The sequence below is a fragment of the Pseudomonas sp. Pseusp49 genome (assembly GCF_059491875.1).
Map to the genome: position 1 here is coordinate 3,379,684 of NZ_CP168514.1, position 19,019 is coordinate 3,398,702.

General features: G+C 60.3%; 14 protein-coding genes and 1 pseudogene. 11 read left to right on the plus strand and 4 right to left on the minus strand.

The features are described from left to right. Positions 1 to 48 precede the first annotated feature (48 nt). The 7 genes from ACEN83_RS15170 (at position 49) to dapF (ending at position 8,641) form a co-directional block, all read left to right on the plus strand. Entirely contained in the window at positions 49 to 1,434 is a 1,386-nt protein-coding gene (locus tag ACEN83_RS15170) for a UbiD family decarboxylase (RefSeq protein WP_495580799.1), read from the plus strand. Further along, positions 1,431 to 2,078 (plus strand): UbiX family flavin prenyltransferase, encoded by a 648-nt coding sequence (locus ACEN83_RS15175; RefSeq protein WP_495580800.1) that lies wholly within the window; start codon positions 1,431 to 1,433, stop codon positions 2,076 to 2,078. Before ACEN83_RS15170 ends, ACEN83_RS15175 begins: the two co-directional genes overlap by 4 nt. 74 nt (positions 2,079 to 2,152) lie before the next feature. After that, positions 2,153 to 3,199, plus strand: coding sequence for a CobW family GTP-binding protein (locus tag ACEN83_RS15180; protein ID WP_495580801.1), 1,047 nt, complete (start codon positions 2,153 to 2,155; stop codon positions 3,197 to 3,199). Positions 3,200 to 3,361: 162 nt separating this feature from the next. Beyond that, positions 3,362 to 4,723, plus strand: coding sequence for a nucleobase:cation symporter-2 family protein (locus ACEN83_RS15185; protein WP_495580802.1), 1,362 nt, complete (start codon positions 3,362 to 3,364; stop codon positions 4,721 to 4,723). Between the two features lie 12 nt (positions 4,724 to 4,735). Next, entirely contained in the window at positions 4,736 to 6,124 is a 1,389-nt protein-coding gene (locus tag ACEN83_RS15190; RefSeq protein ID WP_495580803.1) for an amidohydrolase family protein, read from the plus strand. 82 nt (positions 6,125 to 6,206) lie between these two features. Beyond that, a complete protein-coding gene (locus ACEN83_RS15195; protein ID WP_218473749.1) occupies positions 6,207 to 7,352 on the plus strand; it encodes an XdhC family protein in 1,146 nt (381 codons plus the stop codon). Positions 7,353 to 7,822: 470 nt separating this feature from the next. Next, on the plus strand, positions 7,823 to 8,641 hold the full coding sequence (gene dapF / locus ACEN83_RS15200; RefSeq protein WP_218473751.1) for a diaminopimelate epimerase: 819 nt from the start codon (positions 7,823 to 7,825) through the stop codon (positions 8,639 to 8,641). A gap of 182 nt (positions 8,642 to 8,823) precedes the next feature. Here dapF and ACEN83_RS15205 read toward each other — a convergent pair. The 3 genes and pseudogenes from ACEN83_RS15205 to ACEN83_RS15215 all read right to left on the minus strand — a co-directional run. Beyond that, a pseudogene (locus ACEN83_RS15205) lies at positions 8,824 to 8,958 on the minus strand (transcriptional regulator); the annotation flags it as partial. A gap of 587 nt (positions 8,959 to 9,545) precedes the next feature. Next, positions 9,546 to 10,763, minus strand: a complete 1,218-nt coding sequence (locus ACEN83_RS15210) for a DUF3422 domain-containing protein (RefSeq protein ID WP_495580804.1) — start codon at positions 10,761 to 10,763, stop codon at positions 9,546 to 9,548. A 241-nt stretch (positions 10,764 to 11,004) separates the two neighbouring features. Then, the gene (locus ACEN83_RS15215) at positions 11,005 to 11,820 is read right to left on the minus strand and encodes a PaaX family transcriptional regulator C-terminal domain-containing protein (RefSeq protein ID WP_495580805.1); all 816 of its coding nucleotides are present in this window, start codon (positions 11,818 to 11,820) and stop codon (positions 11,005 to 11,007) included. 128 nt (positions 11,821 to 11,948) lie between these two features. On the opposite strand from ACEN83_RS15215, the gene ACEN83_RS15220 reads away from it, so the two are divergent. Further along, on the plus strand, positions 11,949 to 13,613 hold the full coding sequence (locus tag ACEN83_RS15220; RefSeq protein WP_495580806.1) for an isovaleryl-CoA dehydrogenase: 1,665 nt from the start codon (positions 11,949 to 11,951) through the stop codon (positions 13,611 to 13,613). Positions 13,614 to 13,644: 31 nt separating this feature from the next. Continuing rightward, entirely contained in the window at positions 13,645 to 15,147 is a 1,503-nt protein-coding gene (menE, locus tag ACEN83_RS15225; RefSeq protein ID WP_495580807.1) for an o-succinylbenzoate--CoA ligase, read from the plus strand. Positions 15,148 to 15,235: 88 nt separating this feature from the next. Here the strand turns inward: menE and ACEN83_RS15230 are convergent, their stop codons facing one another. Next, positions 15,236 to 15,682 (minus strand): hypothetical protein, encoded by a 447-nt coding sequence (locus tag ACEN83_RS15230; RefSeq protein ID WP_495580808.1) that lies wholly within the window; start codon positions 15,680 to 15,682, stop codon positions 15,236 to 15,238. 264 nt (positions 15,683 to 15,946) lie between these two features. Here ACEN83_RS15230 and ACEN83_RS15235 point away from each other — a divergent pair, with 264 nt between their 5' ends. Both ACEN83_RS15235 and ACEN83_RS15240 read left to right on the plus strand, forming a co-directional pair. Continuing rightward, positions 15,947 to 17,026, plus strand: coding sequence for an HAD family hydrolase (locus ACEN83_RS15235; RefSeq protein WP_495580809.1), 1,080 nt, complete (start codon positions 15,947 to 15,949; stop codon positions 17,024 to 17,026). A gap of 195 nt (positions 17,027 to 17,221) precedes the next feature. Then, on the plus strand, positions 17,222 to 18,880 hold the full coding sequence (locus ACEN83_RS15240; RefSeq protein ID WP_495580810.1) for an arylsulfatase: 1,659 nt from the start codon (positions 17,222 to 17,224) through the stop codon (positions 18,878 to 18,880). Positions 18,881 to 19,019 lie beyond the last annotated feature (139 nt).

Sequence of the window (19,019 nt, forward strand, 5' to 3'; positions counted from 1 at the left end):
GCCCGCTCCCACAGGTACGCACAGCACTGCTTTTCATGAGGTGAAACCATGACCCTCTCCACGCTCGGCGATACCCAGGATTTTCACGACTTTCTAGACGCCTATCGCCGGCAATACCCGGACGATGTGCTCACCGTCCGGCAGTCCCTTTCAGCCGACCAGGACGTCACCGCCCTGGTCGATACCCTGGCCACCCAGGGCCGCGATCCGCTGCTGATCTGCGAAAAAGTCGGCAACTTCGGTTTGCCGGTAGCCACCAACCTGTTCGCCTCCCGCACCCGCATCGCCCGGATGTTCGGCGTTGCCCCGGCGCAATTGCACGAGACGTTCCAAAAACGCGCCAACAACCCCATCGCCCCACGCTACGTGGAAACCGGTCCGGTGCTCGATGAAATCTTCGAGGGCGAAGCCGTGGACCTCGCACTGCTGCCGATGCTCAAGCATTTCGACAGTGATCGCGGCCCCTATATCACCAACGCGATCATCATTGCCGAAGATCCGGTCACCGGTATCGCCAACATGAGCTATCACCGCTCGATGCGCCATGCCCGACAGACCCTCGCCACCAGCCTGCACTCACGTGGTCACCTGTGGCGCATGCTGCAAACCGCCCGGGAGCGCGGCGAAGAATTACGCGTGGCCATGGTGGTCGGCGCACACCCGCTGTTCATGCTCGCCGCGGCGGCACGCTTGCCGTTCGGCAGCGATGAGCGCGAGGTGGCGGGCGGTTTGTTCGGTGCGCCGCTGGAGCTGGTGAAAACCCCGCGCTACGGCATCGGCGTTCCGGCCTTTGCGGAGTTTGTCCTGGAAAGCGCCATTGATCCGACAGCCTATGCCGAAGAAGGCCCGTTCGGTGAGTTCAGCGGGTACTCCTCGGATCGCTCGACCAACAATGTGCTGCGGGTCGACACCCTGATGCGGCGCAAGGATGCCTGGCTGGTGGACGTGGTTGGCGGGCGCTACGCCGAACACCTGACCCTGGCGCGGCTGCCACGGGAAGCGGAGATGAGCGAGAAACTCAAGGCACGCTTCCCGGCCGTCACCGCCGTTCACTACCCCAATTCCGGCACCCATTTTCACTGCTACGTCGCCCTGGACCAGAGCCGCGACGGCGAAGCGCGGCAGATCATGCTCGCGCTGCTCGGTTGGGACCCGTACCTGAAAACCGTGATCGCGGTGGACAGCGACATCGACATCAGCGACGACAGCCAGGTGCTCTGGGCGCTGGCCACGCATTTCCAGCCGCACCAGGACATCTTCGTCATCGACGGCTTGCCCGGCAGTCCGCTGGACCCGTCGTCCTCCATCAACGGCACCACCTCGCGCATGGGCCTGGACGCCACTCGCGGTTCAGGCTTCGACGGGATCAAGGCGCAGTTGGACCAGGACGTGGTCGAGCGTGCCCGCCAACTGCTCGCAGGCCTGCAATCATGAAACGCCAGCGCATGGTGGTCGGCATCAGCGGTGCATCGGGTTTCATCTACGGCGTGCGCCTGCTGCAATTGCTCGCCCAACTGGACATCGAAAGCCACCTGGTCATCAGCCGCGCCGCATTGCTGACCATGGCCCACGAAACCGACTACAAACTGGCCGACGTCACCGCACTGGCCAGCCATTACCACCGCACCGATGACGTGGCCGCCGGGATCGCCAGCGGTTCGTTCCGCTGCCTGGGCATGGTGGTTGCGCCCTGTTCCATGCGCACCCTGGCGGAAATCGCCACCGGCACCTCATCGGGCCTGATCGGTCGCGCAGCCGACGTCACCCTCAAGGAGCGTCGCACCCTGGTGCTGATGGCGCGGGAAACCCCGTTGACCCTCGCCCACCTGCGCAACATGACCGCCGTCACCGAGATGGGCGGGATCATCGCCCCGCCCGTCCCGGCCTTTTACGCCCGCCCGCAAGACCTTGCGCAAATGGTCGATCACAGCCTCGGCCGTATCCTCGACCTGTTCGGCCTCGACGCCGGGACCGCGTTGCGCTGGGGAGAACCCGACAAGCCTCCAGCCAAGTACAAAACATCTGGGAACGAGCTTGCTCGCAGTAGCGGTGGGTCAGTCGGCATCAATGCCGGCTGATATGGCCCCATCGCGAGCAAGCTCGCTCCCACAGTTGAAAGCACTCCGACCATTCAGTCATCAAGGAGCATCACATGAACACTCCATTCAACGCCCCGACCCCAAACACCAAAATCCCGGTGACCATCCTCACAGGCTTCCTCGGCGCCGGTAAAACCACCCTGCTCAACTACATCCTCAGGGAAAACCACGGCCGCAAGATCGCCGTGATCGAGAACGAATTCGGCGAAGTCGGCATCGACGGCGACCTGGTGCTCAGTTCCGAAACCGAAGAAATCTATGAGATGGTCAACGGCTGCGTGTGTTGCACCGCCGAGGTCCGCGAGGACTTGGTGCGTATCGTCCGCGAACTGGTGGCGCGCCCGGTGCGGCTCGACCATATCCTGATCGAAACCAGCGGCCTGGCCGACCCGTATCCGGTGGCACAAAGTTTTTTCATCAACGATCCGATTGCCGATGAAGTAGAACTCGATGCCATCGTCACCATGGTTGATGCCAAGCACATCGCTCAGCATCTGGAAGACCTGCAGCTCGATGGTGTAGACAACCAGGCGGTGGACCAGATCGTCTGCGCCGACCGCATCGTCATCAACAAGATCGATCTGGTCAGCGCCGCCGACGTGGCGTCCCTGACCGCCAAGATCCGGGGCCTGAACGCCACGGCGGATCTGGTGACCTCCAGCTACGCCGAGATCGACTTGTCGAAAATCCTCGGCATCGGTGCCTTCGAGTCCACTCAAAAACTCATGGAGATCGGTGCCGGGCACGACCATCACGCCGATGAACATCATCACGATCATGACGGCCCGGATCATGACCACGACCCAAGCGTGTCGTCGGTAGGCATCGCCGTGGATGGCGCGGTCAACCTGGGCGACTTCCACCGCTGGATCACAAAGCTGCGCACAGAACAGGCCAACAACCTGTACCGCATGAAAGGCGTGCTCGCGGTGGCCGATCAGGACCAGCGCTATGTCCTGCAAGGGGTGCATAGCCTGGTGGAATTCCGTGCATCGACGTCCTGGGGCAACGAACCGCGCTGCAGCAAGATTGTGTTCATCGGCCGCGACCTGGACCGCGCAGCCCTGAACCAGGGCTTTGCCGCCTGCCTGGCAAGCTGAAAAAAGGCATCGGAGCCGGTGGATGGCGGTTCCGGGCACATGAATGACGGGTGCCAGACAGTCAGGACACCAGGAAACCTGTGGGAGCAATGGTGCTCCTGCGGTCGGCATCAGAACGAATACCCCTCTCTACCGAATAACAACAGCAAGAGGTGATTCCCCATGTCGTCAGCCAATACCCCTGCAACGCCCACCATCCACCCCGTCGACCGGATTCTGCCGGTACGGCAAATGCTTACCCTCGGCCTGCAGCACATGGCCGTCTCGTACATCGGCGCCATCGCGGTGCCGTTGATTGTCGCCAGCGCCTTGAAGATGTCCCAGGCCGACACAGTGGTGCTGATCAGCACCACGCTGTTCTGCTCCGGCATCGCCACCCTGCTGCAAACCGTCGGTTTCTGGAAATTCGGCGTGCGCCTGCCGATCCTGCAGGGCGTGGCGTTTAGCAGCGTGGGGCCGGTGATCGCCATCGGCAGCAATCCGGAAGTCGGTTTCGCCGGGGTCTGCGGCGCGGTGATCGGCGCGGGGATTTTCACCATGCTGATGGCGCCGTTCGTGGGGCGACTGCGGCGCTTTTTTCCACCGGTGGTCACCGGCTGCATCGTCACCGTGATCGGCTTGCAGCTGTTTCCGATTGCCTATGAGTGGGTCGGCGGCGGACGGCATGCCAGCGACTTCGGCGCGCCGACGTACCTGGCTGTTGCGGCGGTGGTGTTGCTCAGCATCCTGCTGGTCAACCGCTACGGCAGCCCGATGCTGCGCAATATGGCGGTACTGGTGGGCATGCTGGTGGGTGCGGCGCTGGCCTACGGGCTGGGTATGGGCAGTTTTCACAGCGTGCAGGAGTCGCCATGGCTCACCGTGCCCTACCCGTTCTACTTCGGCCTGCCGACCTTCAGCCTGATCCCTATCGCCACCATGGTGGTGGTGATGATCGTGCAGATGGTCGAGTCCATGGGGCTGTTCGTGGCCATCGGTGACATCGTCGACAAACCGGTGGAAGAAAAACAGGTGATCAACGGCCTGCGCGCCAACGGCCTGGCCAGCACCATCGCCGGGATGTTTGCGGCATTTCCGTTCATTGCCTTCATGGAGAACGTCGGGCTGGTGATCCTCACCGGCGTGCGAAGTCGCTGGGTCGTCGCCATCAGCGGCCTGCTGATGTGCACGGTAGCGCTGGTGCCCAAGGCCGGCGCGATCATCGCCTCGATGCCGACCGCAGCCCTCGGCGGTGCCGGGATCGCCATGTTCGGCGTGGTCGCGGCGGCGGGGATCCAGACCCTGTCCAAGGTCGACTACGAGCGCAATCGCTACAACGTGCTGATCGTCGGCTTCACCATCGCCGCCGCCCTGGTGCCGGTGCTGGCCCCGGCCCTGTTCAAGCAATTGCCCGAGTGGTCGCAGCCTTTCCTGCACAGCAGCGTGGTCATCGCTTGCCTGGTGTCGGTGTTGCTCAACGCCACCCTCAACGGTGTCAGCGTGCCTGATGCCGCCGCCAGCAAATCCGCCACCCACAGCCTCTGACTGGAGCCGACCATGACTCAACTGCAAAACATCCTGATCAAGAACCCGCTGGCGGTCATGACCGGCCTGCGCGGCCCACGGGCTCGGGCCGGCGCCGTGGATATCCGCATCGTCAACGGGCGCATCGCCGAAATGGCCGCCGGCCTTGAAGCGCAACCCGGCGAGCGGGTGATCGATGCGCGCCACTCGGTGGTGTATCCGGGCTGGATCAACACCCATCATCACCTGTTCCAGAACCTGCTTAAAGCCGTCCCCGAAGGCTTGAACCAGGACCTGCAAGGCTGGCTGGCCAGCGTACCCTACCCACGCCTCAACCGCTTCACGCCGCAACTGGCGCGGATCGCCGCACAACTGGGCATGGCCGAGTTGCTATTGTCGGGGGTGACCACCTGCGCCGATCACCATTACCTCTACCATGCCAACGGCACCACCGAGACCGGTGACCTGCTGTTCGACATGGCCGAGGAATTCGGCCTGCGTTTCGTGCTGTGCCGGGGCGGAGCGCTGGAGTCGGCCAGCGCGCATCCGGGGTTCTCGAAAACCGCGCTGCAACCGGAAACCCTGGACCAGATGGTCGGTGACATCGAACGACTGAAATCCCGTTATCACCAGGACACCCCGGACGCCTTGCGCCGGGTGGTCGTCGCGCCGACCACACCGACTTTTTCCCTGCCGCCGACGCTGCTGCGGGAACTGGCCCACACCGCCCGGGGCCTCGGCTTGCGCCTGCACACGCACCTGTCGGAAACCCGGAACTACGTCAACTTCTGCCGCGAGAAATACAACTGCCTGCCGGTGGAGTTCGTTGCCGAACACGAATGGCTCGGCCCGGACGTATGGTTCGCCCACGCGGTGCACCTGCAACCGGGTGAAATCCGCATGCTTGCACAAACCGGCACCGGTATTTCCCACTGCCCGGTGAGCAATGCGCGCCTCGGCAGCGGCGTGGCGCCGGTACCGCAGATGTTCGAGGCCGGGGTGCCAATATCCCTCGGCGTCGACGGTGTGGCGTCCAACGAATCCGGGAGCATGGTTGGCGAGGTAAACACGGCGTGGCTGATACACCGCGCGGAGCAAGGCGCCTCGGCCACCACCGCCGAAGATGTCATTCACTGGGGCACGGCGGGTGGCGCACAGGTGTTGGGGTTGGGTGCGGTCGGCACACTTGAGATCGGTCAGGCGGCGGACCTGGTGATCTATGGCCTCGACCATCCGCGCTACTTCGGCTTCCACGATATTGCCGTGGCGCCCGTGGTAGCGGGCGAGCCGATCAGGGTGAAGTACAGCCTGGTCGGTGGCCGGGTGGTGGTCGATAACGGTGTGATTCCGGGGCTGGATATGCAGCGGATGCGGGCCGAGGCGTGGGACGGGGTCCGGCAGTTGATGAGTGTGAACGACTGACCGTCCTGCCACACCTTTACTCCTGTGGGAGTGAGCAAGCTCGCTTCCACAGGGATCTCCATGATGCTCAGGATTTACTGCCATGTCTGGCCTCAATGATCTTCTACAAGCCATCGACTCCGCCGCCCAGGCCGGCGAAGAAACCATCCTCGCCACCGTGGTCAAGGTCGAAGGCTCGGCCTATCGCCGATCCGGCGCGCGCATGCTCATTCCCCTGCACGGTCGCACCATCGGCACCGTCAGCGGCGGTTGCCTGGAGCAGGACCTGGCGAAAAAAGCCTGGTGGCTGACCGACTCCGGCGAACCCGTGGTGCGCCGCTACAGCACGGGCGCCACTGAGGACGAAGACGATGAGCAAAGCTCGTTGACCTTCGGTTTGGGATGCAACGGCACGGTGTTCGTCTTGCTCGAACGCCTGCACGCGACATCCTCGTCACCCGTTATCGAACTGTTGCGCCGAGTGCGCGACAGCCAACAGCCGGCCGCCATGGCCACGGTGATTGGCACGTCTCGCAATGCCTCGGCGCGGGTCGGAGACCGTCTGCTATCCGACACCGATGGAACCCTGCGCAATCTACCGCTGAAAATTGCGATTCGCCACGATCTGCGCAAGACACTGGCGCAGAAAAAATCATCGATACGCCTCTACACCGACGCCCGTGGCGAAGTCGAAGTGTTCTTCGAATACATCGCGCCGCCACCGCGCCTGGTAATCTTCGGTGCCGGCCACGACGCGCAGCCGCTGGTACGCATGGCCAAACTGCTGAACTGGCATGTCAGTGTCATCGACAGTCGCAGCCACTTCGCCCGCCCCGAACGCTTCCCCCAGGCCGATGCCGTAATCTTTGCCAGCCTCGACAACCCGTTCGACCTGCGCCCCCTGACCGATGGCGCCGCCGTCACCGTGATGACCCACAGCTATCGCCAGGACCGGCATTGGCTCGGGCAACTGTTGCAGACCTCTCCCGCCTACCTCGGCCAGCTCGGTCCGAAGGAGCGTACGCAGCGCTTGCTTGCGGAGATCGGTCAGGGCACGTGCGCCCTGCATTTCCCTATGGGCCTCGACCTGGGGGGCGATGCTCCGGAGAACGTGGCGCTGTCGATACTGGCGGAGATGACGGCGGTGATGAATCAACGTCAGGGCGGGATGCTCAGGCATCGGCGCAAGCCGATTCATCAGGCGGATTTGCAGGTCAGTGAAAATCTGCACGGTCGGGTAGTCGTTTGACTATTGCACGTTGAACAACACCTCCAGCCCCGCCAACCTGTCCGGTTTGCGCATGATGAAGATCCGGCTCACCCGCCTTTCCAACGCTGTAGTCAGTGCGATTGCATTCGTATATCTGGCCGCTGTTGAGCTTGCTCGCCCTGGTCACACTGTGGTCCGCGCAACGGGAGCCAGTCGTCATGGACGATGGCTGGTAACTGCCAGTAGTGAACGACCGTAAAGGGTTTGCTGCCCCTCGCGAGAGGCACCGATCGGCCAGAAGCTGCCTGTGTTAACGGGCAGTAAACGGCCAACAGCCGCCGCTCGCTCAGTGGGCCGGCAATCGTTGCTCGCGCCCCTTCAAGATATCGAGCACCTAGTTCGGAAAAGCGCTGATCAGGCTAGACTCATCCAACTTGACAAAGTGCTTCCAATAGAACTCGATCCCATTACACATCATCCATCTCATTCCCCATCGCCAGGACTTATTCATGCCCCTGCCTTTTCACAAGATGCACGCCAATGGCGATGACTTCGTCATTGTTGACGCTCGCAAGATGGCCAATCCGGTGACCAGTGCGCTCGCTCGTCGAATGGGTGATCGCAACCGGGGCATCGGGTTTAATCAACTGGCGGTGGTGCTTGATTGCGACGATGCCGATGCGCGACTGGAATTCTGGAATGCCGACGGCTCTACGCTGGATGTCTGTGGCAGCGCAACCCGGGGTGCCGCAGACCGATTGATGCGCGAGTCGAACGCGACTTCGATAGGGCTGCGAACCAGCCGCGGTCTTTTGACTTGCGAACGAATGTCCACTGGTGTCATTTCCGTCAGCATGGGAGAACCACGTTTCGGTTGGTTGGACATCCCCCTGACTCGCGAGTTGGCTACGGCTGCTCTGCCACTGGCGGGTGACCCGGCCGCTTGCAACATGGGAAATCCGCACTGCACCTACTTTGTGGAAGATCTGGCGGCGGTCGATGTGGCGACAATCGGGCCGGCCATAGAAACCGATCCCCTGTTTCCCCTCCGGACGAACGTGCATTTCGTACAGATCATCGACCGAACGCGCATTCGCCTGCGTATTTGGGAGCGCTGGGGTGGTATTCCGCTGGGTTCTGGTTCCTGCTGCTGTGGTGCCGTGGTCAATGGAATACGCCGTGGCCTGCTGGACCACTCCGTTGAAGTGGAATGTGATGGCGGAACCGTCACGGTTGAATGGGATGGTGTGGGGCCGGTTGTTCTTATTGGGCCGGTAGAGTCGGTTTTCTCGGGAATCATCACCGACACTCAGCTACAGGTTGTGTAGCTGCAGGTATCGAGCAGTTCAATTCATGGGCGATTGAAGGTGTTGGTGACGGGCAGGTTTTGGCCGATTTCTGCATGTCGTGACGAACAGTAAGCGTCCTAAAGCGGTTGCCACACGTCTCGCGAAGTCTTACTTCTATGGAGCTGCTCGCCAGAGATACCACGATAAACGAGCTACCTACCACCGGAATGCGGGTTTTTGTACACCTTAACGGAGCGAGCCTTCCGGGTGCCTTTGGACTCTGCGGCTGCAGGGATACGGCGGGTAACGGACTGAGGATCCAGGATGGCGACGATATTGCGGAGGCTGTAACCGTGAGAGTTCGGGGAGGCGAGACTAGGAATGTCGTGGAAACTAGCGCTATGAACATAGATCGATGAACAGGCAAGTTAATTCCGAGAACATTGAGTCTGTAATCTCGGGCCCGCGAGCCACTTATGAACATCTGACATCGCCCACTTGTTAAATCACATGTGCGTATCCACTGCCATCGGTGCGAACGCGTTTGAATCCCTTAGCCGCTCCCAAGATTTCTCTCGATCCTGAAGCGGTCAATCCCGACACCAGTTTTTCTGCTCGCTTCGGGATAGATCCTCAAGCCCTGGCCAGCGGCCTATGCCTACCATCCGCCCCTGCGCAAGCGATCAGGAACGCAAGGAGATGTATGGCACTGATGGGAATACGCGGTTGGGATAGTCCACTTTAATATTGGGTCGTGATCTGGGGGGGGCGTGAGACGCTCATGATTTCATCCCCCCTCCTCACCCTGTGCGACCTCGCAATGACCTGGCTAAGTGCGCGGCAATGTAGGCCCTCAAGATATTGGCCGCACAGAGGCACCGATCGCCTCAGATTTTCTGGCAACGAGAAGCCCAACGCTTCATGGACATCGCAGGCCATCACCTCAATGCTCTTTGACTTTCCTGATACGCAGCACGATCAACGCAAGAATACCAATCGCGAGCGGCGCCATGACCAGCATGGCCTCTCGCGGGGTCACCCCAAATCCAAGCAGGTGCACCCCTGAGTAACCCAGCTTGAGCAAACTGAGCAGGTAGTAGGTAATGGCAATGATCGACAAGCCCTCCACTGCGCGCTGGATCTTGATCTGGGCATCGGCGCGGGCATTCAGGCTTTTCAGGATTTCCGAGTTCTGTTCCTCCATTTCCACCTGAACCCGTGCCTGTAACAGATCGCCCAGGTTGGCCACGCTTTCGGCCAGGTGCTCCAGGCGCTGTTCGGTGGCGGTGCAGTACCTGACGGTAGGTTTGAAGCGGCGCTCGATAAATACGCCCAGGCGTTGGCAATCACCTACGTGACTTTCCCGCAGCTCACCCAGACGTTCGAACACCAATTGCGCATAGGCTTGCGTGGCACTGAAGCGGTGCCGGGTTTTCGCCGCGCTGCTCACCACTTGCGCAGACAGGTTGGAAATATCCGCCAGCAGGGCTTTCGCATTACTGCCGTGCGGGTCGGCGTTGCGTTCGGAAAGGGTGACCAGGGTCTTGTCGAAAACATCGAGCTGCGCGCTCAAGTCTTTGGCCATGGTCAAGGATAACGAGGCCATCATCCTGTAGGTCTCGATTTCCAGCAGGCGGCGTATCATCCGGCCCTGGCGGTAGGCATTCAGGCGCCGGTTGACGAACAACATGTGGTTGTTGCCCTCCTCGCTCAGGCGAAAATCACTCCAGACCATGGCATCGCCACCGCCCACGCACGAACCACTCGGATCCTTGAAGCCGTACCGGGACAGGTCCAGGCCGGTTTCACCACGCACGACAATCTGCACCGAGTTGATCAGGGCCGGCAAATGCACTTCGACCTTTGACGCCAGCACCTCGGGCAGCGTGGTCCAGGACAAGTCATCAGAGGATGAAGTGACCACCAGTGTCAGGGTGAAAAACTCGGCATGGCGCTCCCATTTCAGTGCATGGCCATCGAGTTGGGTAATGCCTTGGGCGGCATTCAGGTCGAGGGTGCCAGGGCAGCATTGTTCGAGGAATGCATTGCACGCCTGATCGCTGTCGAGGAAGGCCAGATGAAACACATGGGCCGGCTCATCGAAATACAGTGACGGGCGCGCGTGCAGTTCGTTGTGCAGGCTTTGTCGTAACGGGTGCATGTTGTATGGCCATGTTGGAGTTGTTTTTGCCGCTTTCGATGAATGCCCACCCGAGCCAGGTGCCGAAGCTTTCGGGGCATTATCGATTGCTGTTGATGGTGGGACAGTTTGGCGAACTCATGAGTCACGGCCAGGTGACAAACCCTGGATCGACAGTAGCGAACCAGGGACAGACACCGTCCAAAGCGTGTTTGTCGACCTGCCATCACTGCAGCCGGCAAACGAAACTCTCGTCTGGGTTTCATTTACCCTGGGCGAGAAAGTCGCGCCAGATCTGGTGGCCGACATCGTCATACTGCTTGACCAGCTCGCGGAAGGAACGACGGTGCGCGGAGTCCACCAAAGGCTCAGGAAGCATCGGGTCGAACACGATCTGGCGCATGGCCTGGTCCCCCAGCACATACGCCTCACGGGCAGCGTCCTCAATCGGCATGCCGGCCAAGCGCGCCATCGACGCCTGCAGCGTGCGTTGGCCGTCGCTGTAGGTTTTCTGCAACTCACTGGCGTCCCACAGCAAACGGGCCCGGGCGTCTCGCTGCGGATCGAACTGCTGCGCCTGGAACACCGCCGTCGAGTTTTCCACGCCCAGTGACAGCAGACGTTCGCGTGTGTGCGCCACTCCGCCGACCAGGTTATCAGGGCGGATAAACAATCCGTCATCCAGTTCGCGCAAGCCCACCAATCCGAATGCGCGCTCTCGGGCACGCAATGCTTTGCGATCGCTACGGCCCAGGGCTGCCGTAAGCGCCACCACCCAGCTGCCATCCCACTCACGCAGACGCGTTTCGGCCTGACGCCAGGCGCCTATCTCTTCGCCCAGCGCTCTGCCGGCCTGGCCAAGACGGTAGGCGCCGCGCACGACAGTTTCGATCAGTTCGGCGCTCTGCAACCGGGCAAGGGCAACGCGTGTGTTGTTCGCAGACAGACCGAACAAAGCGCAGGCGCGCACGGCGCTGGTGACATCCAGCTCACCACCTTCGACAACCAGGAGCAATTTGAGGATCAACTGACGCGGCGTTGGCGTCGGGTTTTCGAGCTCGTCTGAAGCGGGTTCCAACAAGAAACAGTCCTCCCTTCCCGGCACGATTCGGCACGCACCTGATGAATGATCGTAAATTACAGTGATTGACATAAAAAATACATTGAGTGTAATTTCCTCCGAACCTATCACGGAGAAACCCGCTCATGTCTGCCGCAACCCAGCCAAAGATCGCCACCCCGTTTTCAACCCACGAAGTTTTCAATCAGCCGCAGCCGTTGCCAGCTTACAACGCCTGGGACAGTGATGTCCCACTGCGCGAGGCGGTGCGAGCGAACGGCGGCGACTGGGCACAGGCACAGTTATCGGCCCATGGCGCCATGAGTGGCGGCGAGCAAATGGAGCTGGGCGAGCTGGCCAATCGCAACAAGCCCGTGCTTCACGCCTTCGATCGCTATGGCCGGCGCATTGACGAAGTGCAGTTCCATCCCGCCTATCACCAGCTGATGCTCAATGCGATGCGCGGCGAGGTACACAGTTTTTCGTGGAACCACTTGGGGCAACCCGGAGCCCATGTGGTGCGCGCGGCCTTGTTGTATCTCAATGGCCAGGCAGATGCAGGCACCTGCTGCCCGCTGACCATGACCCACGCCGCCATTCCGGCGCTGTTGAACACCCCTGAGCTGGCAAAAATCTGGATACCCAAACTGACCGCCCGGGACTACGACCCACGTCCCCTGCCCGTCGAGCAAAAACGCGCCTGCACCATGGGCATGGGCATGACCGAAAAACAGGGTGGCTCGGATGTACGCAGCAATACCACCCAGGCTCACCCTCAGGCCGATGGCAGCTTCAAACTGATCGGTCACAAGTTCTTCTTCTCTGCCCCCATGTGCGATGCGCACCTGGTACTTGCCCAGCTCGATGGGCGCGTGAGCTGTTTTCTGATGCCGCGAATCCTGCCCGATGGCTCGCTCAATGCCGTGCGCATCCAGCGCATCAAAGACAAGCTGGGCGACTGGAGCAATGCGTCCTCCGAAGTGGAGTTCCAGGGCGCTACGGCCTATCTGGTCGGTGCTGAAGGTCGCGGGGTGGCGACCATTCTGGAGATGGTCGCGCTGACCCGTCTGGACTGCGTGATCGCCTCTTCGGCACTGATGCGCCAAGCCCTGGTGCAGGCGCTGAACCACGTCAGCCAACGACATGCCTTCGGCCATGTGCTGATCGAACAACCGCTGATGCGTAACGTGCTGGCCGATCTGGCGCTGGAAAGTGAAGCTGCCGTGGCCTTCACGATGCGCATCGCCCGCGCCGTGGATGCTTCGCCGAACGATCCGCAGGAAGCGGCCTTCGCTCGTATCGCCACGGCCATCGGCAAGTACTGGATTTGCAAGCGTACTCCGGCGTTCGTCAACGAGGCCCAGGAATGTCTCGGCGGGATTGGCTTTGTCGAAGAAAACATCCTGCCGCGTCTGTATCGCCAGGCACCTTTGAATTCCATCTGGGAAGGCAGCGGTAACGTGCAATGCCTGGATGTGCTGCGCTCGTTGCACAAAGACCCGGCGATAAGTGAAGCCTTGTTTGCCGAACTGCAGAGCGCCGCAGGCCTGCACCCGCTGTACGACAGCCACCTGCAGTGGCTGCACAACGCATTCCAGGACATTGGCAACCTCGAGGCCCGCAGCCGTCTGGTGGTGGAGCGTACCGCGCTGGCGATCCAGGCCGGGCTGTTGCTCAAGTCAGGCAACAACGAGATTGCCGACATCTTCTGCCGGGCACGCCTGGGCAGCGAGTGTGGATTCGCCTTTGGCAGCCTCGATTCCAATGCACCGCTGAGCACCTTGATCGAGCGCGCCATGCCCCGTCTCTGAGCTAGCCATAACAATAAAAAAGGAGAACGCCATGAGCGTACATTTAGGACGGTTGCTGGCACAGCGCGCCGACTTGACTCCGGTCCGGGAAGCGCTGGTATCACCCACGGGAAGATGGACCTTCGCCCAGTTCGACGCACGCTGTAATCGCCTGGCCAATGACCTGGTTGCGCAGGGCGTGGCCGAAGGCGATCGCGTGGCGGTCTATTCAAAGAACAGCGAATTTCTCGCCTGCGCGCTGTTTGCCGTAGCGAAGGCCGGCGCCACGTTGGTGGTACTCAACTGGCGTCTTCAGGCGCCCGAACTGAGCTACATCCTGGCCGACAGCGAACCGGCAGCACTGCTGTTCGAGGACGCGTTCGCACCCACCGTCCAGCAATTTGTAGCTGACCGACCAGGTCTGATCCTGATCAACAAAGGTACCGAACAAGCGCCAGGCGCCTACGAGCGCATCACTGCCGATACCGGCCTGGACGCGCCGCTGTTGCTGGGCCGCGGCGACGATGCCCCTGCGGTGATCATGTACACCTCGGGCACTACCGGAAAACCCAAGGGCGCTCTGCTCTCCCACGCTGCATTGATCTGGACCGCGCAAAGCAACAGCGCCACGCTGGAATGGAATCAGGACCACCGCTTTCTACTGATCGCCCCGATGTTCCATATCGGCGGACTTTCACCCATGCTGACCAACGTGTTCAAAGGTTGCACCACGGTGCTGCTGCCTGACTTCGACCCGACACAGGTCTGGGAGGTGATCGCTCGCGAGCGCATCACCAGCTTGATGACGGTGCCGGTGATGCTTCAGGCATTGTTGACCCTGGCGAAAAAACAGGAAGTCGATAGCAGCAGCCTGGTTTCCGTGACCTGCGGCGCCTCGGCAGTTCCCCTCAGGCTGATCGAAGACTGTCTGGCCATCGGCGTGAAAGTGCAGCAGGTGTACGGCATTACCGAATTTTGTGGCGCGGTGACCTTCTGGACCCACGAAATGGGTCTCGCCCATGCCCACTCCCACGGCAAGGTGCTGATGTTTGGTGAGGTCAGAATCGTCGATCCGTCCAGCCTGGAGCCACTGGCCCCCGGCCTGGACGGCGAAGTCTGGTGTCGTGGGCCGATGATGTTTTCCGGCTACTGGCGTAATCCGCAAGCCACCCAGGTAGCTATTCAAAAAGGTTGGTACAGAACCGGTGACATCGGTCGTATCGACGAGCATGGATTTCTCCATGTGGTGGATCGCCTCAAGGACATGATCATCAGCGGTGGCGAGAACATCTACCCGGCAGAATTGGAGGCGGTGATTGCCTCGTTGCCAGGTGTCGCCGAGGTCGCCGTCATCGGCCAGCCTGATGAGCGATGGGGCGAGGTGCCGGTTGCCTTCGTCGTTGCCACGTCGCCAGGCGCTACCAGTGAGGCCGCGATCATCGAGGCCTGCCGCCTGCGTCTGGCTGGCTTCAAGTGCGTGAAGTCGGTGCAGATGATTGACACCCTGCCCCGCAGTTCGGTGGGCAAGGTTCTGAAGCGACAGTTGCTTGCATAAGCCCGAGCAAGTGCCGCTGAACAACAGCGGCACTTGCGTACGCGGCAATCACGTTGGCGACGCTTGGCTCAACGATCAACTAAAACGCTCACCGAGCCGCTTGTGCGATATCCCCGCAAAAAAGATCGACGCTGCCATCCTCAGGTGTCGTGCGCACGACAACGGAATATTGACCGGACAACAGATCCGACACAGAGACCGGGGCAACACGCTCAAACGTCCAACCTGCCTGAGCAGTACGCTGAGTGGTAATCCTGTCGTTCATCTCGTAAGCAACCGGGCCTGGCTGCTGGCAGTTGCCTCTGTTGACGAACGTGTAAATGCGCAACGGCAAAGTGGTTCCTGTCGGGACGCCAGAGATGTAGAAGTTGAAATTACTTTCGTTGTCCACGGCGGTCAGCGTCGTATTGGCGATATGGCCGGCATTCTGCTCGGAGGCTTTCAGGGGAAGCGTCACCGACTGGGTGGATGAACGGGTACAGCCCGAGAGACTTACTGTGACCAGTAGCGCTGTCAGTGGGAGGGTGTAATTCATTGACAACCTCGATCGGTTGAAGAAGTGCCGGGTGGAATATTGTGTATAGCTGATCAGCTCATGTTGCACTCCCCCGGAATGTACTTCTCGGACATGCCCCATCCCGTGCCGCTCCTGCATTGCGCAATGTCTCGATCCGAGTGCAGAAACAGCAATTATTCCCAAACCCACTACACTGGTTTTCCAACTAACTGCTGTAGTCCTTGCCAGAGTGAGCAGCCATGTAGCCGCCAATGATTAACCCATCCACCGTAGGTGAACCTCATGAATTTCATGATCCTGGTGCAGCGTACCTGGAACTCCGCAGTCACTACGACGCGCCTTTGCTCGCACATTGAACGCCGCTTTGGCGCGCCTCTCGCCGTACTCGGGCTGAGCCTGATCGCTTCGACGGCGGTGTTCGCGGCTGACCCTTTGGCATCCTGGAATGACGGGCCGGCCAAGCAAGCCATCGTGGAGTTCGTCAAGGCGACCACCCAGGAAGGGGGTAGCCAGTTCGTTTCGCCAGCCGAACGCATCGCGACCTTCGACCAGGACGGCACGCTGTGGGTCGAGCATCCTGCGTATAGCCAACTGTTTTATTGCCTGAGTCGCGTTCCTGCGGTGGTCAAGGCAAAGCCGGAGTTGGCCAGCGCCGAACCCTTCAAGACGGTACTGTCGGGCGACCGCGCCGCCATGGCAAAACTGACCCTCGATGACTACCTGAAAATCGCCATGGTGACCCTCAGCGGCATGCCTACGGATGAGTTCAAGCAGCAAGTTCGTGCCTGGCTGGCCGAAGCCCGAGACCCTCGCTGGAAGCGCCCTTTCACCGAACTGACGTATCAGCCGATGAAGGAAGTCATGCAATACCTGCGTGACAATGGCTACAAGACCTACATTGTCACCGGGGGTGGGCAGGACTTCGTTCGCACCTATTCCGAGGAGATCTATGGCGTGCCTGCGGAACAAGTCATCGGTAGCGCTGGCGCAACCGAGTATGTCTACGACAAGAACGGTAAACCGCAGTTGATCAAACAACCCAAAGTAGTGCTCAACGACAACGATGCCGGCAAGCCAGAGAATATTTACCTGATGACGGGCCGCCAACCAAACGCAGCCTTCGGCAACTCCACCGGCGACAAGCAGATGCTGGAATACACCAAGGCCGGCCAAGGCGCGCGACTGGTGATGCTGGTGCTGCACGACGACGCCGAGCGCGAATATGCCTATGGCCCGGCTCAAGCATTGCCGGAGACCAAGGTAGGCACTTTTACGCAACCCCTCTATGACCAGGCAAAGCGAGATGGCTGGACGGTCATCAGCATGAAAAAGGATTGGAAGAAGGTATTTGCATTCGAGTGAAACACCGCTGCAGGTGAATTCAACGTATGAGCAAATACCCCGCTGAGCCGTAAAAGCCGCACTAGACTCCTTCGTGCGCCTTACTCCTTACAAGGGCATGCAACAACAGTAGTCGTGATCTGTATGCAGTACTTGGGCTAATTGCAGTTGTGCACTCATCACCGGCCAACATTATGAAACAACGAGGTTGCTGGCATGGAAAAGCTATCGGATCGTTTCAAGTTGTCTGTCGTGTTTGCTGCACTGTTGTCATTGAACGGGCTTGCCCACGCCGCTCAAACGGAAAAAACCAATATCCTGTTCATCGTTTCCGATGACACTGGCTACGGCGATCTGGGGCCGTACGGAGGTGGGATCGGGCGTGGCATGCCTACGCCCAAGATCGATGAGTTGGCGGCAGAAGGTGTCACTTTCTACTCCTTCTATGCACAGCCGAGCTGTACGCCTGGCCGGGCGGCCATGCAAACCGGGCGCATCCCCAATCGCAGCGGCATGACCACCGTGGCGTTTCAAGGCCAGGGCGGTGGTTTGCCAGCCGCCGAATGGACGCTGGCATCCGTGTTGAAGACCGGCGGCTATGACACCTACTTCACCGGCAAATGGCATTTGGGCGAAGCCGACTATGCGCTGCCCAATGCCCAGGGTTATGACGTGATGAAGTACGTCGGCCTGTATCACCTCAATGCCTATACCTACGCGGACCCAACGTGGTTCCCCGACATGGATCCGGAAACCCGCGAGATGTTCCAGAAGGTGACCAAAGGCGCGTTGTCCGGCAAGGCCGGCGAAAAACCGGTTGAAGAGTTCAAGATCAATGGCCAGTACGTGGACACACCCGTCGTGGATGGCAAACCCGGCGTGGTCGGCATTCCGTTCTTTGATAACTATGTCGAAAAAGCTGCCCTCGAGTTTCTCGACACGGCGGCCAAATCGGACAAGCCGTTTTTCATCAACGTCAACTTCATGAAAGTCCACCAGCCGAACATGCCGGCTCCGGAGTTCGTTCATAAGTCCATGTCCAAGTCCAAGTACGCCGACTCCATCGTCGAACTCGATACCCACATCGGCCGCATCATGGACAAGCTCAAGGCGCTGGGCCTGGATAAGAACACCCTGGTGGTTTACACCACAGACAACGGGGCCTGGCAGGACGTTTATCCGGACGCCGGCTATACCCCGTTCCGCGGCACCAAGGGCACCGTGCGTGAAGGCGGTAACCGAGTACCGGCCATTGCCGTCTGGCCTGACAAGATCAAGCCGAACACGAAAAACCACGAGATGCTCGGTGGCCTGGACTTGATGGCGACGTTCGCCTCTGTGGCAGGCGTCAAGCTGCCCGAGAAAGACCGTGAAGGTCAGCCGATCATCTTCGACAGCTACGACATGACGCCAGTACTCACCGGTAGCGCCCCTTCACCGCGCAAGGAGTGGTTCTACTTTACCGAGAATGAATTGTCCCCGGGTGCGGCCCGTGTCGGGAACTACAAAGCGGTATTCAACCTGCGCGGCGACGATGGCGCCCAAACAGGCGGTCTCGCCGTGGACTCGAACCTGGGTTGGAAAGGCGCACAAAAATACGTGGCCACCGTGCCGCAGGTGTTTGACTTGTGGCAAGACCCGCAAGAGCGCTATGACCTTTTCATGAACAACTTTACCGAGCGCACCTGGACCATGGTGCCGATCTCGGCAGCGATCATGAAACTGATGAAGACCTACGTCGATTACCCGCCTCGCAAGATGCAAAGCATGACCTATGACGGACCGATGGAGTTGTCGCAGTACCAGAAATTCCAATATGTGCGTGATGCCCTGAAGAAGGAAGGCATCAACTTGTCGTTGCCAAACGGTAACTGATCAATTCACCTGAAAAATGGCGGCCTCGGCAGAGGTCGCCACGGTTCGAGCCGCAGTGGCCAACGCTCCAGCTTTCGTGGACCACGGCGGCCTCGCCTACACCGAGTCCGACTGCCCCCCGGTTCCCCCATATCATCGC

Coding starts and splice junctions, on each gene's coding strand:
- ACEN83_RS15170 (WP_495580799.1), top strand. CDS start 49: ATGACCCTCTCCACGCTCGGCGATACCCAGGATTTTCACGACTTTCTA.
- ACEN83_RS15175 (WP_495580800.1), top strand. CDS start 1,431: ATGAAACGCCAGCGCATGGTGGTCGGCATCAGCGGTGCATCGGGTTTC.
- ACEN83_RS15180 (WP_495580801.1), top strand. CDS start 2,153: ATGAACACTCCATTCAACGCCCCGACCCCAAACACCAAAATCCCGGTG.
- ACEN83_RS15185 (WP_495580802.1), top strand. CDS start 3,362: ATGTCGTCAGCCAATACCCCTGCAACGCCCACCATCCACCCCGTCGAC.
- ACEN83_RS15190 (WP_495580803.1), top strand. CDS start 4,736: ATGACTCAACTGCAAAACATCCTGATCAAGAACCCGCTGGCGGTCATG.
- ACEN83_RS15195 (WP_218473749.1), top strand. CDS start 6,207: ATGTCTGGCCTCAATGATCTTCTACAAGCCATCGACTCCGCCGCCCAG.
- dapF (WP_218473751.1), top strand. CDS start 7,823: ATGCCCCTGCCTTTTCACAAGATGCACGCCAATGGCGATGACTTCGTC.
- ACEN83_RS15210 (WP_495580804.1), bottom strand. CDS start 10,763: ATGCACCCGTTACGACAAAGCCTGCACAACGAACTGCACGCGCGCCCG.
- ACEN83_RS15220 (WP_495580806.1), top strand. CDS start 11,949: ATGTCTGCCGCAACCCAGCCAAAGATCGCCACCCCGTTTTCAACCCAC.
- menE (WP_495580807.1), top strand. CDS start 13,645: ATGAGCGTACATTTAGGACGGTTGCTGGCACAGCGCGCCGACTTGACT.
- ACEN83_RS15230 (WP_495580808.1), bottom strand. CDS start 15,682: ATGAATTACACCCTCCCACTGACAGCGCTACTGGTCACAGTAAGTCTC.
- ACEN83_RS15235 (WP_495580809.1), top strand. CDS start 15,947: ATGAATTTCATGATCCTGGTGCAGCGTACCTGGAACTCCGCAGTCACT.
- ACEN83_RS15240 (WP_495580810.1), top strand. CDS start 17,222: ATGGAAAAGCTATCGGATCGTTTCAAGTTGTCTGTCGTGTTTGCTGCA.